Annotated in this window: 14 protein-coding genes; 9 read left to right on the top strand and 5 right to left on the bottom strand. The window is 71.7% G+C overall.

The annotated features are described in order from the left end of the window. Positions 1 to 33: 33 nt before the first annotated feature. Positions 34 to 813, bottom strand: a complete 780-nt coding sequence (gene ctaC / locus HD596_RS31420) for an aa3-type cytochrome oxidase subunit II (RefSeq protein ID WP_435875589.1) — start codon at positions 811 to 813, stop codon at positions 34 to 36. A gap of 190 nt (positions 814 to 1,003) precedes the next feature. Here ctaC and HD596_RS31415 point away from each other — a divergent pair, with 190 nt between their 5' ends. From HD596_RS31415 to HD596_RS31405, 3 genes are all read left to right on the top strand, one after another. Next, a complete protein-coding gene (locus HD596_RS31415; RefSeq protein WP_221519607.1) occupies positions 1,004 to 2,146 on the top strand; it encodes a cysteine desulfurase family protein in 1,143 nt (380 codons plus the stop codon). Then, the gene (locus HD596_RS31410; RefSeq protein ID WP_043638353.1) at positions 2,143 to 2,388 is read left to right on the top strand and encodes a sulfurtransferase TusA family protein; all 246 of its coding nucleotides are present in this window, start codon (positions 2,143 to 2,145) and stop codon (positions 2,386 to 2,388) included. Before HD596_RS31415 ends, HD596_RS31410 begins: the two co-directional genes overlap by 4 nt. A 63-nt stretch (positions 2,389 to 2,451) precedes the next feature. After that, a complete protein-coding gene (locus HD596_RS31405) occupies positions 2,452 to 2,886 on the top strand; it encodes a CBS domain-containing protein (protein ID WP_185072871.1) in 435 nt (144 codons plus the stop codon). Positions 2,887 to 2,952: 66 nt separating this feature from the next. On the opposite strand, the gene HD596_RS31400 is transcribed toward HD596_RS31405, so the two are convergent. Together HD596_RS31400 and HD596_RS31395 are read right to left on the bottom strand one after the other, a co-directional pair. Beyond that, positions 2,953 to 3,939: a carbohydrate kinase family protein gene (locus HD596_RS31400; protein ID WP_185072870.1), complete on the bottom strand. Its 987-nt coding sequence runs from the start codon at positions 3,937 to 3,939 to the stop codon at positions 2,953 to 2,955. 98 nt (positions 3,940 to 4,037) lie between these two features. Next, positions 4,038 to 4,391, bottom strand: a complete 354-nt coding sequence (locus HD596_RS31395; protein ID WP_185072869.1) for a HesB/IscA family protein — start codon at positions 4,389 to 4,391, stop codon at positions 4,038 to 4,040. Between the two features lie 165 nt (positions 4,392 to 4,556). On the opposite strand from HD596_RS31395, the gene nadA reads away from it, so the two are divergent. Continuing rightward, a complete protein-coding gene (gene nadA, locus HD596_RS31390; protein WP_185072868.1) occupies positions 4,557 to 5,708 on the top strand; it encodes a quinolinate synthase NadA in 1,152 nt (383 codons plus the stop codon). Here the strand turns inward: nadA and HD596_RS31385 are convergent. Continuing rightward, positions 5,705 to 6,550, bottom strand: coding sequence for an alpha/beta fold hydrolase (locus tag HD596_RS31385; RefSeq protein WP_185072867.1), 846 nt, complete (start codon positions 6,548 to 6,550; stop codon positions 5,705 to 5,707). The two genes, nadA and HD596_RS31385, sit on opposite strands and share 4 nt — an antisense overlap. 27 nt (positions 6,551 to 6,577) lie before the next feature. Further along, complete coding sequence (locus tag HD596_RS31380) at positions 6,578 to 7,414, bottom strand: NAD(P)H-binding protein (protein ID WP_185072866.1); 837 nt, start codon at positions 7,412 to 7,414, stop codon at positions 6,578 to 6,580. An 80-nt stretch (positions 7,415 to 7,494) separates the two neighbouring features. Here HD596_RS31380 and HD596_RS31375 point away from each other — a divergent pair, with 80 nt between their 5' ends. From HD596_RS31375 to HD596_RS31355, 5 genes are all read left to right on the top strand, one after another. Beyond that, the gene (locus HD596_RS31375) at positions 7,495 to 8,097 is read left to right on the top strand and encodes a TetR/AcrR family transcriptional regulator (RefSeq protein WP_185072865.1); all 603 of its coding nucleotides are present in this window, start codon (positions 7,495 to 7,497) and stop codon (positions 8,095 to 8,097) included. Positions 8,098 to 8,261: 164 nt separating this feature from the next. Then, entirely contained in the window at positions 8,262 to 9,881 is a 1,620-nt protein-coding gene (locus tag HD596_RS31370) for an FAD-binding oxidoreductase (RefSeq protein ID WP_185072864.1), read from the top strand. A 120-nt stretch (positions 9,882 to 10,001) separates the two neighbouring features. Then, entirely contained in the window at positions 10,002 to 10,694 is a 693-nt protein-coding gene (locus tag HD596_RS31365) for an EthD domain-containing protein (RefSeq protein ID WP_185072863.1), read from the top strand. After that, positions 10,694 to 12,193, top strand: a complete 1,500-nt coding sequence (locus HD596_RS31360) for a GMC family oxidoreductase (RefSeq protein ID WP_185072862.1) — start codon at positions 10,694 to 10,696, stop codon at positions 12,191 to 12,193. The genes HD596_RS31365 and HD596_RS31360 overlap by 1 nt, the downstream gene beginning before the upstream one ends. 11 nt (positions 12,194 to 12,204) lie before the next feature. Then, positions 12,205 to 13,785 carry a GMC family oxidoreductase gene (locus tag HD596_RS31355; RefSeq protein WP_185072861.1) on the top strand — a complete coding sequence of 527 codons (1,581 nt, stop codon included), beginning with the start codon at positions 12,205 to 12,207 and terminating at the stop codon, positions 13,783 to 13,785. Positions 13,786 to 13,790 lie beyond the last annotated feature (5 nt).

Raw genomic sequence — 13,790 nt, 5'->3', positions numbered from 1 at the left:
TGGCCGGCGCGCGAAGGGGTTCGTGGATGGCGGTCACTGGGCACTCCCAGCCTGGTTAGCGATGTACTGGTTCCACTCATTCGGCCCGACGAGCTTCACGGAGAACAGCATGCGGCTGTGGTCGACACCGCAGAGCTCGGCGCACCGGCCCGCGAAGATGCCCGTACGGCTCAGAGTGGTGATCTCGAACTTGCGGCCGGGGTTGCCTTCCTTGATGCCGGGGATGACGTCCCGCTTGAACAGGAACTCCGGCACCCAGAACGAGTGGATGACGTCGTCGGTCGACAGGTCGAACTCGACCTTCGAGTTGGTCGGCAGGACCAGCTGAGGCCCCTGGTGATAGTCGCTCACCGGCACGCCGGCGACGGGGGCCAGCGTCTTGCCGTTGACGGTCGTGGTGAAGCGCCAGCTCCACTGGAAGGCCTCGACCTTGACCTTGACGGTCGCGTCGCCGTCCACCTTGGAAAGCACCTGGCTGTCACGCGCGGTGAAGAAGAAGAACACCGACACCATGACGAGCGGGATCAAGGTGTAGAGCATCTCGATCGGCAGGTTGTAGCGCACCTGCGGCGGCAGATCGGCCGAGGACTTGCGCTTGCGGTGGAAGATGGCCGCCCACACGATCAGGAAGATGACGACCGCGCCCGTGGCGAGTGCGGCGATCCAGGCCCCGTTCCACAGACTCTGGACCACGCCCGCCTGCTCGGTGACATGGTCAGGAAGAAGGCCCCGCGACCAGTCGGCCTTCGGAACGTCATTAGCACACGCCGTAGCAGTGGCCAGCAGCAACGCCAAAGCGGCGGCGCGCGGCACCCTGCGCCGGGCCAACGAACGCCGCGTCGTACGGCGAGTCGGACTCACGGATCGCCTACCCCACAGATGAAGCCCAAGAGTCTTTCTCTTGGGCGCTCTTATTTCCAGATGCACAGCTGATTGCAGACACATTAGCGTGCAGGTGCCTCGCCCTACCGCGCGACCCCTCGATGGCGCCGCAAGTGGGACGATGAGTCTCGTGGCGTATTTCGACGCGGCTTCGAGCGAGCCGCTCCACCCTCAGGCACGCGAGGCGCTGCTGGCGGCGATCGACGTCGGCTGGGCCGACCCCGCGAGACTGTACGGCCAGGCCCGCCGCGCGCACCTGCTGCTGGAGCAGGCCCGCACGGAGGTGGCCGAGGCGCTCGGCGCGCGCCCGGACGAGGTCTCGTTCACCTCGTCGGGCACGCAGGCCGTGCATCTCGGCGTCCTCGGCACCCTACACGGCAGGCGCAGGGCCGGGCGCCACCTGGTCACCAGCGCGGTCGAGCACTCCAGCGTGCTGCACGCCGCCGGCGTGCACGAACGTGACGGCGGCACCACCGAGACGGTGGGCGTGGACCTGACGGGGCGGGTGGATCTCGACCGGTTCGCCGAGGCGGTCGCCCGGCCCGGCACCGCGCTGGCCTGCTTGCAGACGGCCAACCACGAGGTCGGCACGGTGCAGCCGGTGGCCGAGGCGGCCGCGGCGTGCCGCTCCCACGGCGTTCCGCTGCTGGTGGACGCGGCGCAGACGGCGGGCAGGATGCCGATCCCGCCCGGCTGGTCGGTGCTGACGGCCAGCGCCCACAAGTGGGGCGGCCCCGCGGGCGTGGGGGTGCTGGTGGTGCGCAAGGGCACGCGGTTCCGCTCGTTCCTGCCCGAGGACGAGCGGGAGCGGCGGCGGGTGCCGGGGTTCGAGAACGTGCCCGGCATCGTCGCGGCGGCGGCCGCGCTGCGCGCGATGGCCGCGGAGGCGGCGCAGGAGCAGGCGCGGCTGTCGGAGCTCGTGGCCAGGATCAGGGAGACGGTGCCGAAGATCGTCCCGGACGTGGAGGTGATCGGCGACCCGGTCGACCGGGCGCCGCACATCGTGACCTTTTCGTGTCTGTACGTCGATGGCGAGGCTCTGCTGACCGAGCTGGACAAGGCTGGTTTCGCTGTTTCGTCAGGAAGCTCGTGCACCGCTAGTACGCTTCGTCCATCGCACGTTCTTGAAGCGATGGGCGTGCTGACGCATGGCAATGTCCGGGTGTCGCTGCCCAGGGGCGCCTCCGCGGCGGAGGTCGACAGATTCCTCGCCGTGCTGCCCGATCTGGTGCGCCGCATCCGGCAGGACGCAGGAGTCGCATGACCGAGGTTACCCAGCCGGCTCTGACGATCGACGCGCTCGGGAAGAAGTGCCCGATCCCGATCATCATGCTGGCCGAGCAGATCAACTACGTCCCGCTCAACGCGGTGGTGGCCGTGCTGGCCGACGATCCCGCGGCCTACACGGACGTGCCGGCGTGGTGCAGGCTCAAGTCGCACCGGCACGTGGGCTCGTACGAGCTGCCCGAGGGCGGCTGGGCCATCCACGTCCGGCGCAATTACTGACATTCCCCCCGAAAGTGGGGTAGGGGCTTCCCGTACGGAGTCACCGACTTTCGGGGGGAAGCCATGACCAGAGGACATCCGCACGAGACCGCCCGTGACGTGATGCATCCGGGGGCCGAGTGCATCGGCGCGCACGAGACGCTCGACCGGGCGGCCCAGCTGATGCGCAACATGAACGTCGGCGCGCTGCCCGTGTGCGGCCCCGACGAGCGGGTGAAGGGGATCATCACCGACCGCGACATCGTCGTCAAGTGCATCGCCTCGGGGCACGACCCGTCGAGGACGACGGCGGGCGAGCTGGCCGGGGGCCTCGTCTTCGTCACCCCGGACACGTCCGTCGACGAGACGCTCACGCTGATGGAGCAGCACCAGATCAAGCGGATCCCCGTGCTGTCGGACAACCGCATCGTGGGCATGATCACCGAGGCGGACCTGGCCAAGCACCTGCCGGACGACAAGCTCGCCGAGTTCCTGCACCACGTCTACGCCAGGGGCTGAGCCGCAGGAGGACGGCCCGAGGCCGCCCCGGCCGCTCGACGGCGGGCCGGGGCGGCCTCGCGGTGCTTACGGGTGGTAGCAGCGCACGTGCTCGGCGATGTCCGCCGTGGCCTCGCTGCCGTACGCGGCGGCGAACCGCTCCAGGAAGACCTGCTGCCCGAGCTCGTACTCCTGGCCGCCGACGCGCTCGAGCACGTGGGTGGCGGTCAGGTTGCCGATCTGGCCGCAGCGCTCCAGGGGCAGCCCCCAGGCCAGCCCCGACAGGAACCCGGCGCGGAAGGCGTCGCCGACGCCGGTGGGGTCGGCCTTGCCCCGCTCGGGGGCGGGGGCGACGTGGATGGACGGCTCGCCCCTGCGGTCGATGACGGCGCCCTTGGGGCCGAGCGTGGTGATCCGGACGCCGACCCGGTGCAGGATCTCCTCGCCGGACCAGCCGGTCTTCTGCTCGATGAGCCCCTTCTCGTAGTCGTTGGAGAAGAGGTAGGCGGCGCCGTCGACGAGCTGGCGGATCTGCTCGTCGGCCATGCGCGCGAGCTGCTGGGAGATGTCGGCGGCGAACGGGATGCCGCGCTGGCGGCACTCGTCGGTGTGGCGCAGCATCGCGTCGGGGTCGTTGGGGCTGATCAGCACCAGGTCGAGGCCGCCGAGGCGGTCGGCGACGGGCTGCAGCTCGATCAGCCGCGCCTCGGCCATGGCCCCGGTGTAGAACGAGGCGATCTGGTTGTGGTGCTCGTCGGTGGTGCACAGGAAGCGCGCGGTGTGCTGGGTCTCCGAGATGTGCACGGAGTCGCAGTCGACCCCGTGGCGTTCCAGCCACGAGCGGTAGTCGGCGAAGTCGTTGCCGACGGCTCCCACGAGGATCGGCTTGAGGCCGAGGCAGGCCATGCCGAACGCGATGTTCGCGGCGCAGCCGCCACGACGGATCTGAAGGTCATCCACCAGGAACGAGAGCGACACCCGATCGAGCTGCTCGGCGATGAGCTGATCGCCGAAGCTTCCTGGGAAGGTCATCAGGTGGTCTGTCGCGATTGAGCCGGTAACGGCGATGCGCACGGGATTCTTCTTCCTCGTTGTCAGCAAGCCTATGAGGCCCACGAGAATACGCGAAGGTCCCGCACGCACAAAGGCGAGCGGGACCCGGCGGCCACCGACTAGTTGAAGGAGTCACCACAGGCGCAGGAGCCCGTGGCGTTGGGGTTGTCGATGGTGAAACCCTGCTTCTCGATCGTGTCGACGAAGTCGATCGTGGCCCCGATGAGGTAAGGAGCGCTCATGCGGTCGGTGACCACGCTGACACCCCCGAAGTCCGACACCACGTCGCCGTCCATCGAACGGTCGTCGAAGAAGAGCTGGTAGCGCAGGCCGGAGCAACCACCCGGCTGCACAGCCACCCGCAGCTGCAGACCTTCCTCGCCCTGCTGCTCGAGCAGGCCCTTGACCTTGGCGGCGGCCGCGTCGGTCAGGATCAGGCCCTGCGTCGTGGTCTCGCTGCTCTCAACCGTCATCTGCTGACTCCCTAACCCGGCTGTCTGTTTCCGACGTCCTACTAATGACGCTACCAACACCTGGCCCATGCCACACATTCCCAGGGTCGCCGCCCCCCGTAATAAGCAGGTATCCCCCATATGTCATGATGAGTATCGTCACTTCGACGATAAGGGGGTTTGGCCATGGCCACCCAGACTGGGCTGCCGCTCTACGTCCTCGGCCAGGGCGCCGATCCGCACAGCGAGAAGGGGGTCGAGTGCCCGGGCGAGCTGCCGCCCGCCTCGGACCCCGACCTGGTGGAACGGGCCCGCAAGGCGAAGGAGGCGCTCGGCGACCGGCTGTTCGTGCTCGGGCACCACTACCAGCGCGACGAGGTCATCCAGTTCGCCGACGTCACGGGCGACTCGTTCAAGCTCGCCCGGCTCGCGGCGGCCAGGCCGGAGGCGGAGTTCATCGTCTTCTGCGGCGTGCACTTCATGGCCGAGTCGGCCGACATCCTGACCGGCGACCACCAGCGGGTCGTGCTGCCGGACCTGGCGGCCGGGTGCTCGATGGCGGACATGGCCACGTTCGACCAGGTCGAGGAGTGCTGGGAGGCTTTGGAGGACGCGGGCCTGGCCGATCAGGTGATTCCGGTCACGTACATGAACTCCAGCGCCGACATCAAGGCCTTCTGCGGCAGGAACGGCGGCGCGGTCTGCACCTCCTCCAACGCCCGCCGCGCCCTGGACTGGGCGTTCTCGCGCGGCGAGAAGGTCCTGTTCCTGCCCGACCAGCACCTGGGCCGCAACACGGCGGTGCTGGAGATGGGCATGTCCCTGGAGGACTGCGTCGTCTGGAACCCGCACCGCCCCAACGGCGGGCTCACCCAGGAGCAGCTGGAGCGGGCCAGGATGATCCTCTGGCGCGGCCACTGCTCGGTGCACGGCCGCTTCACCGCCGAGTCGGTGGACGACGTGCGCGCGCGCATCCCCGGCGTGAACGTCCTGGTGCACCCGGAGTGCCGGCACGAGGTCGTGCTCAAGGCGGACCACGTGGGCTCGACCGAGCACATCATCCAGACCCTGGAGTCGGCCCCCGCGGGCTCCAGCTGGGCGATCGGCACCGAGCTGAACCTGGTCAAGCGGCTGGCGCAGGAGTTCCCCGACAAGAGCATCTCGTTCCTGGACAAGACGGTCTGCTACTGCTCGACCATGAACCGGATCGACCTGCCGCACCTGGTGTGGGCCCTGGAGTCCCTGGTGCTCGGGGAGGTCGTCAACCAGATCACGGTGGACGAGGACACCGCCCACTGGGCCCGGGTGGCCCTGGACCGCATGCTCGCCCTCCCCTAACCCACGCGGGCGACGAACGCGCTCACGGCGGCCCGGAAACCCTCCGGGTCCTCGACCCAGGGCAGGTGACCGGCTCCCGGCAGGCTCACCCGCGAGGCGTCCGGCAGCGCCCGTTCCAGCGAGTCCACCGCCCGGCGGGGCCGGATGTCCTCGGCCCCGTCGACGATCAGCGCCGGCACCGCCAGTGCCGCGCAGGCTTCCCGCAACGCCGGCGTGCCCCAGTCACGCTTGCCCTCGGCGTTCAGGGCGGCGTTGCACTCGAAGTTGACGCCGAGCCAGGGGGTCGCCATGCGTTCGGCGTGCTCCATGGCCCGGTCGCGGTCGGCGAAGTCCGCCGACCACTGCAGCACCGCGAACTCACGGTCCTCGGCGGCCGTGCGTTCGCGGCTCTCCAGCTCCGCCCAGCGCTCCACGTCCCCGCTCACCGCGCCGCGCAGGCGCAGCCGGTACTCCTCGCGCCAGGTGTCGGCCGGGTCGATGCCCGTGCCGGAGACGTAGATCAGCCCGCGGACGCGATCCGGGTGGTCGAGGGCGTACCGCAGGGCCAGCTGGGCGCCCCACGAGTGGCCGAGCAGCACCATCGTCTCCAGGCCGAAGTGGCGGCGGACGGCGTCGAGGTCGGCCACCGTACGGGCCGTCGAGTACGGGCCGAGCCGTTGCGAGCGGCCGCAGCCGCGCTGGTCCCACCGGTGGACGGCGGCGACGCCGGACAGCAGCCCGGCCACGTCCTCCAAGGTGTCCCACAGGCCCGGCCCGCCATGGCAGAAGACGACGGGACGGCCCTCGCCGCTGCGCACCGCCCAGAGCCGCACCCCGTCGTCGGTCACGATCGTCTCGTCCATCCGGGCATGATCCACCCTGGGCGGGGCTCAGCGGAAGGCGGCGGCGTTGCGCCGGGCCCAGGCGGCGAACGGCTGAGGGGCCCGGCCGAGCACGCGTTCGACGTCCGGGCTGATCCGCCGCTCGGCCTCGGTCGGCTCGCCGAGGATGTCCAGCGTGGTGTCCGCGACCGGCGCGGGCATGAACGCCAGCAGCTGCTCGCGGGCCTCCTCGCGGGTCTGCTCGACGAACGCGACCGGCTCGCCGATCGCCTGGCCGATGGCCTCGGCGTTCTGCCGCGGGGTCACCGCTTCCGGACCGGTGAGCTCGTAGGTCCGGCCGTCGTGGCCCGGCTCCCGCAGCACGGCGGCGGCCACGGCGGCGATGTCGTCGGGGTCGATGATCGGCAGCCCGACGTCGCCGAACGGCGCCGCGACCGTGCGGTCCGCGCGGATCGAGCCGGCCCAGGCGTACCTGTTGGAGGCGAATCCGCCCGGCCGCAGGATCGTCCACCGCGCCCCCGAGTCGATGACCGCGCGTTCCACCTCCGCTCCGAAGCGGCCGTGGGACGCGCTGTCCGGGCGGGTCACCACGCCCTGCGAGGAGAGCAGGACGATCCTGCCCGGCCCGCTCACCGCGGCGACGATCTCCTTGGGCTCCGTGGCGAACAGGTCGCCGCCCGTGAGGAGGAACACCGCGTCCGCGCCTTCCAGCGCTGCCTTCATGCTGCCGGGGTCGGCCAGGTCGGCGGCGACCGCGCGCACGCCCTGCGGCACGTCGGCGTCGGTGATGCGGCGGGACACGGCGGTGACCTGCTCCCCCGCCTCGGCCAGCAGCCGGACCAGCGTCCGCCCGACGTTCCCGGTGGCGCCCGTGACAACGATCATGATTTCTCCCAGTTGTTAGTTAGTCGGCTGACTCACTTGAGAGAGACCGTAGCACGACTTCGCCGCCTATAGTTAGTCAGGTGACTGACTCAATGGGTTCGCGGGCGAGGACCGCGGCCGCCAAGCGCCAGCGGCTGATGACCGCCGCCGCCCAGGTCGTGCACCGGCAGGGGGCGGAGCGCACCACCATCGCCGACATCGCCCACGCCGCCGACGTCCCCGTGGGCAACGTGTACTACTACTTCAAGACCAAGGACGACCTGGTCGCCGCCGCCCTCGCCGAGCACGCGCGGCAGCTGGAGCTCCTCACGAGCCGCCTGGAAGAGCTCGACGACCCGAGGGAGCGCCTGAAAACCCTGGTGGAGGGGTGGGTCAGCCAGCGCGACCTCGCGGCCCGCTACGGCTGCCCGACCGGGACGCTCGCCGCGGAGCTGGACAAACGCCCCGAGGGCGGCCTGGACGCGGAGGCCGGCCGCGTCATCCGGCTGCTCCTGGACTGGGCCGAGCGCCAGTTCCGCGAGCTCGGCCAGCCGGACCCCTGGGACCTGGCCCTGACGCTGGTGGGCGCCTACCAGGGCATGTCCCTGCTGGCCAACGCGCTGCGCGACCCCGACGTCATGACCCGCCAGGGCGCCCGCCTGCTCGACTGGCTCGACTCCCTGCCCGAGGCCCCCGCCGGCTGACGGCTCCACCACGTCCGACGTACTCCGTGAGGTCCGCCGCCCTCTTCGTGAGGTAGGCGGCCGGAGGTAACGGACTGCGATCCTTTTTCGCGGCATCCGCAGGAGGCCGGGACACCATGAGGATGTCCTGACGATCACCCTCCGAGGAACCGCAAGGAGCGATCATGGAACGTCCGTCGAGGCGGGGGTTACTGGGTGGCGCCGCGCTGGTGGCGGGTGCCGTGACGGTGTCGGCGTCCCCCGCCCGCGCCGCCGCGTCATCCGGTGTACCGATCACCGGGCCGGTCACCGTGTACCCCGGCGACCCCCGCTACCAGGAGCTGACCGTGGGCTACAACCAGCGCTGGGTCGGGGCGCCCGACTACGTGCGCGTGGTCAGCTCGACCGCCCAGGTCGTCGCCGCCGTGCAGGAGGCGGTCGACGCGGGCAAGCGGATCTCGGTGGTGTCCGGCGGCCACTGCCTGGCCCCGTTCGTGTTCAACTCCGACGTGGACGTGGTCATCGACCTGTCCGGGCTGGACGAGGTCTACTTCGACCAGCAGCGGGGCGCGTTCGCGGTCGAGGGCGGCGCCCGCCTGTCGGGCGTCTACGACACGTTGTTCAAGAAGTGGGGCGTGACCGTCCCCGGCGGGATGTGCCCCACGGTCGGCATCGGCGGCCACGCCACCGGCGGCGGGTACGGCTTCCTGTCCCGGCAGTTCGGGGCCGTGATCGACCACCTGGCGGCGGTCGAGGTCGTGGTCGTGGACCGCTCGGGCACCGCCCGCGCCGTGACGGCCTCGCGCGACCCGGCCGACCCCAACCGCGACCTGTGGTGGGCGTGCGCCGGCGGCGGGGGCGGCAACTTCGGCATCGTCACCCGCTTCTGGTTCCGCACGCCGGGCACGAGCGGCGCCAACCCCGGCCGCCTGCTCGTCAACCCGCCCAAGGACGTGCTGCTCAGCGCCGTCGGCATCCCGTGGAGCCTGCTGGACCGCACGAAGTTCGCCACCCTGGTCACGAACTGGGGCGCCTGGTACGAGGCACACGCCGCGCCCGACTCCCCCGCCAGGATCCTGTCCGGCGTCGCGTCGCTGGCGCACCGCTCCAGCGGCAACGTCTTCCTGCTGACCCAGGTCGACGCCACCGCCCCCGACGCGGCGCGGATCCTCGGCGACTACCTCGGGGCCCTGACCGCCGGACTCGGCGCCGACGCCGTCGTGGCGGCCCAGCCGGCGCAGCGGCTGCCGTGGCTGCGCGCGGTCAAGTTGATCGCCGCCAGCATCCCCTCGTTCATCAACCCGACGCTGCGCGGCTCCTCCAAGTCGGCCTACCTGCGGCGCTCGTACACGGCCGAGCAGGCGGGCGCGATGTACGACGCGCTCAACCGCACGGACTTCGCCAACCCGGCGGCCGCGGTGACCCTGGCCGGGTTCAGCGGCGGCGCGATCAACGCCGTCCCGGCCACGCGGACGGCGCTGGCGCACCGCGACGCCGCGTTCTGGACGCTGTTCGAGACCCAGTGGCAGGACCCGGCCGCCGACGCCGCCAACATCGGCTGGCTGCGCGACCTGTACGGCGCGGTATGGGCGGCCACCGGCGGCTACCCGGTGCCCGGCGACCAGGCCGACGGCTGCTACATCAACAATCCCGACCCCGACATCACCGACCCCGCGTTCAACCGCTCGGGGGTGCCGTGGCAGACGCTCTACTACAAGGGCAACTACGCCAGGCTCCAGCAGGTCAAGGCGGCCTACGACCCCCGGAACGCCTTCCGGCACGCGCAGTCGGTCTCGCTGCCGTAGCGGCACCTGGCCAAGTGCCGCACCGCACTTGACTTTGTCAGCGCGGCGCCGCCGGGCGCGCTTCCCGGCGCGGACGCGCGCTCCTAGCGTCGAACACACCGAGTGACGGAGGAGAACACCGTGATCCATCAACTCATCTTCGCCGCGCCCAAGCCCGGGATGACGGAGGAGGAGTTCCAGCAGTACTGGCTGAACGTGCACGCCGTCCGGTACGCGAGCAAGATCCCCCAGATCAGGAAGTACCTGATCGACACCCGGATCCCGCTGTCGCCCGACGAGGGCGAGCCGCTGTGGAGCGGCGTCGCGGAGATCTGGCTGCGCGACGAGCGGGAGCAGCTCGAATCGCTGCAGACGCCCGAGTTCCTGGAGGGCGCGCGGGCCGACGAGCCGCGCTGGGCGGCGTTCTGGCGCACGGTCGTGCTCGACACCGACGCGCACGAGCTGGTGCCAGGGCCCGAGCTCGCCCCGCCGGCGGGCGTGAAGCTGATCGTGCTGGTCAAGCGGAAGGAAGGGCTGCCGCTGGCCGACTTCAGGAGCGCCGACCTCGGCCCGCACGCCGAGCTGGTCGCGCAGGTGCCGGGGCTGCGCCGGTACCTGCAGTGCCACGTCAGGGACGGCGCGTACGCCATCGGCGAGGCGGTGCTCGACGCCGCCCACCTCCTGTGGTTCGACGACCGGGCCGCCATGGAGGCGGCGCTCGCCTCTCCCGAGTACGCCAAGGTCGTGGCCGACATGGAGACGCTGGTCGAGCCGAGGTACGTGCACCGGCTGGCCGTCACCGAGCACTGGGTCATCGGACCGGAGAGCCGCTGATGTCCGGCCAGGAATTCGACTACGTCGTCGTGGGCGCCGGCGCGGCCGGGGCGGTCGTCGCCGCCAGGCTCGTCGAGCGGACCGGGGCACGCGTGCTCCTGCTGGAGTCCGGCGGCGACGCCGGCCTGCCGGCCATCCGCCAGACCGGCATCCCCGGCATGGCCTCGCTGTGGCAGGACCCCGCCGTCACCTGGCCGTACGTCACGGTCCCGCAGGCCGGGCTGGGCTGGCGGACGATCCCGCTGCCGCAGGGCAGGGTGCTGGGCGGCGGCAGCTCGGTCAACGCCATGCTGTACGTCCGGGGCAACCGCCGCGACTACGACGGCTGGGCCGCCCAGGGCAACGAGGGCTGGTCGTACGACGAGGTGCTGCCCTGCTTCAAACGGGCCGAGGACTACGAGGAGGGCGCCGGGCCGTACCACGGGGCGGACGGGCCGATGAAGGTGGCCCGCCTGTCCGCGATGTCGGAGGTGTCGCGCGCCTTCCTCCGGGCCGCCGCCGAGCTGGGCTTCCCCGGCGGCGCGGACTGGGACTACAACGGCGCCGCGCAGGAGGGCGCCTTCGCCTACCAGTCCACCAGGACGAAGGACAACCAGCGATCGAGCACGGCGTCGGCCTACCTCGACCCGCTGCGCGGGCACCCCCGCCTCACCGTCGAGACCGGCGCGACGGCCACCCGCGTGCTGCTGGACGGCACGACGGCCACGGGCGTGGAGTACCTGCGCGACGGCGCCGTCCACCGCGCCGGGGCGAGCGCCGAGGTGATCGTCTCCTGCGGCGCGCTCGCCACGCCCAAGCTGCTGATGCTCTCCGGGATCGGCCCGGCCGGGGCCCTGCGCGAGCACGGGCTCGCGGTCGCCGCCGACCTGCCCGGCGTCGGCGCCAACCTGCACGACCACCTCATCCTCGGCGTGGCCTACGCCGCGCGGTCGGTCCTGCCGCTGCCCGAGCTGCTGGCGGAGGCGGGGCTGTTCCCGCCGGACGACCCCGATCTGCAGCTGCTGTTCGGCCCCGTGCAGTTCGTGGCCGACGAGTACCGCGTCGACGGGCCCGCCTTCACCTTCGCCCCCGTGCTCGCGCGCCCGCGCAGCCGGGGCAGCCTCGCCCTGCGCTCGGCCGATCCCGCCGACGCGCCCCTGGTCGATCCCCGCTACCTCGAGGACCCGGCCGACCTGGCGGCGCTCGTGCGCGGGATCGAGCTGTCCAGGGAGCTGGCGTACAGCAGCGCCATGTGCTCGCTGCACGACCGCGAGAGCGCGCCCGGCCACGGCGCCGACCTGCCCGCCTACGTCCGCGCCACCGCGACCACCGTGTGGCATCCGGTGGGCACCTGCCGCATGGGAGGCGACCCGCTGGCCGTGGTCGACGCGGCGCTGCGCGTGCACGGGGTCGAGCGGCTGCGCGTCGCCGACGCCTCGATCATGCCGTCCATCCCCGCGGGCAACACCGCCGCCGCCACCGTCATGATCGGGGAGCGCGCGGCCGACCTGCTCACATGAAGGAGCCGACCGTGCCAGACACCTACAGGTACATCGTCATCGGCGCCGGCGCGGCCGGATCGGTCGTGGCCGCCCGGCTCAGCGAGGATCCCGATGCCTCCGTCCTGCTCCTGGAGGCGGGCGACGCGCAGGTCACCGACGCGGTCACCACGCCGTGGCGGTGGAACGAGGTGCTGCTGACCGACCTGGACTGGGCGTACATGAGCGAGCCCCAGCCCGGGCTGGACGGCACCCGCGTCTACTCGGCCGCCGGCCGGGGCCTGGGCGGCACCTCGAACATCTACCACATGATGCACACCAGGGGCCGGCCCCAGGACTACGACGACTGGGCCTACCACGGGTGTCCCGGCTGGTCCTTCGACGACGTGCTGCCGTGGCTGCAGCGCCTGGAGGACCAGCGCGACGGGCACAACCCGCTGGCCGGCAAGGACGGCCCGCTGACCGTGGCCGACGCGGCCGAGACGGGCAACCCGGTGTCGGAGACGTTCATCGAGGCGTGCGCCGAGCTCGGCCATCCGCGCCTGGACGACTTCAACGCGGGCCTGTTCGGCGCGGGCTGGCACCACGTGAACATCAAGGACGGCCGGCGCGGGGGCGCCCGCGAGTCGTACCTCGATCCCGTGCTCGACCGGCCCAACCTCACCGTGCTGACCGCGGCCCTGGCGGCCCGGCTGCTGTTCGAGGGAACCCGCTGCGTCGGCGTGGAGTACCTGCGCGAGGGCCGGGCGCACACGGCGCGGGCCGAGGCCGAGGTGGTGGTGTGCGCGGGCGCCGTCCAGTCGCCCAAGCTGCTGCTGCTGTCGGGCCTGGGCCCGGCCGGCGACCTGGCCGAGCTCGGCATCCCGGTCGTGGCCGACCTGCCCGGGGTCGGGGCCGATTTCCAGGACCACCCGCTGGTCATCGGGCCGATCGGCTACCTGGCCGAGCCGGGCGACGACCCGCGCGGCAACGTGACGGAGGTCGCGCTCTTCTGCGGGTCGCAGGACGGGCTGCCCGTCCCCGACCTGGAGGTCGCGCTGGTGCACCGCGCGCCGTTCGGCGAGAAGTTCTTCGCCAACGTCATCCGCCGCGTGCAGACCGGCCGGCCGGTCGCGCCGGTGCGGGAGCTGGTGGACCCGCACGTGATCCTCAGCCTGACCGGCCTGGTGAAGCCGGTCTCCCGGGGATGGGTACGGCTGGCGGGCACCGACCCGGCCGCCTACCCGCGGATCAACGCCAACTACTACGGCGACCCGGTGGACCTGGAGCGCACGGTCACCGCCGTGGAGATCGCCCGGGACATCTACCGCACCAAGGCGTTCACCGGCCGGTGGGGGCTGGCCGAGGTCGCCCCCGGGCCCGGCGTGACCACCCGCGACGAGCTGCGCGCCTGGGTGAAGGCCAACACCGGGTCGTACTACCACTTCGCCGGCTCCTGCCGGATGGGCACCGACGCCTCGGCCGTGGTCGACCCCCGGCTGCGGGTGCGCGGCGTGGAGGGGCTGCGCGTGGCCGACGCCTCCGTCATGCCCACGCTGGTCACCGCCCACCCGCACACCACGGTCGTGATGATCGGCGAGCGCGCGGCGGACCTCGTCCGCTCCCATGAGTAGAAGTC

It is taken from the genome of Nonomuraea jabiensis (genome assembly GCF_014204795.1).
GTDB lineage: Bacteria > Actinomycetota > Actinomycetes > Streptosporangiales > Streptosporangiaceae > Nonomuraea > Nonomuraea jabiensis.
This window is presented reverse-complemented; position numbering and strand designations above follow the sequence as displayed.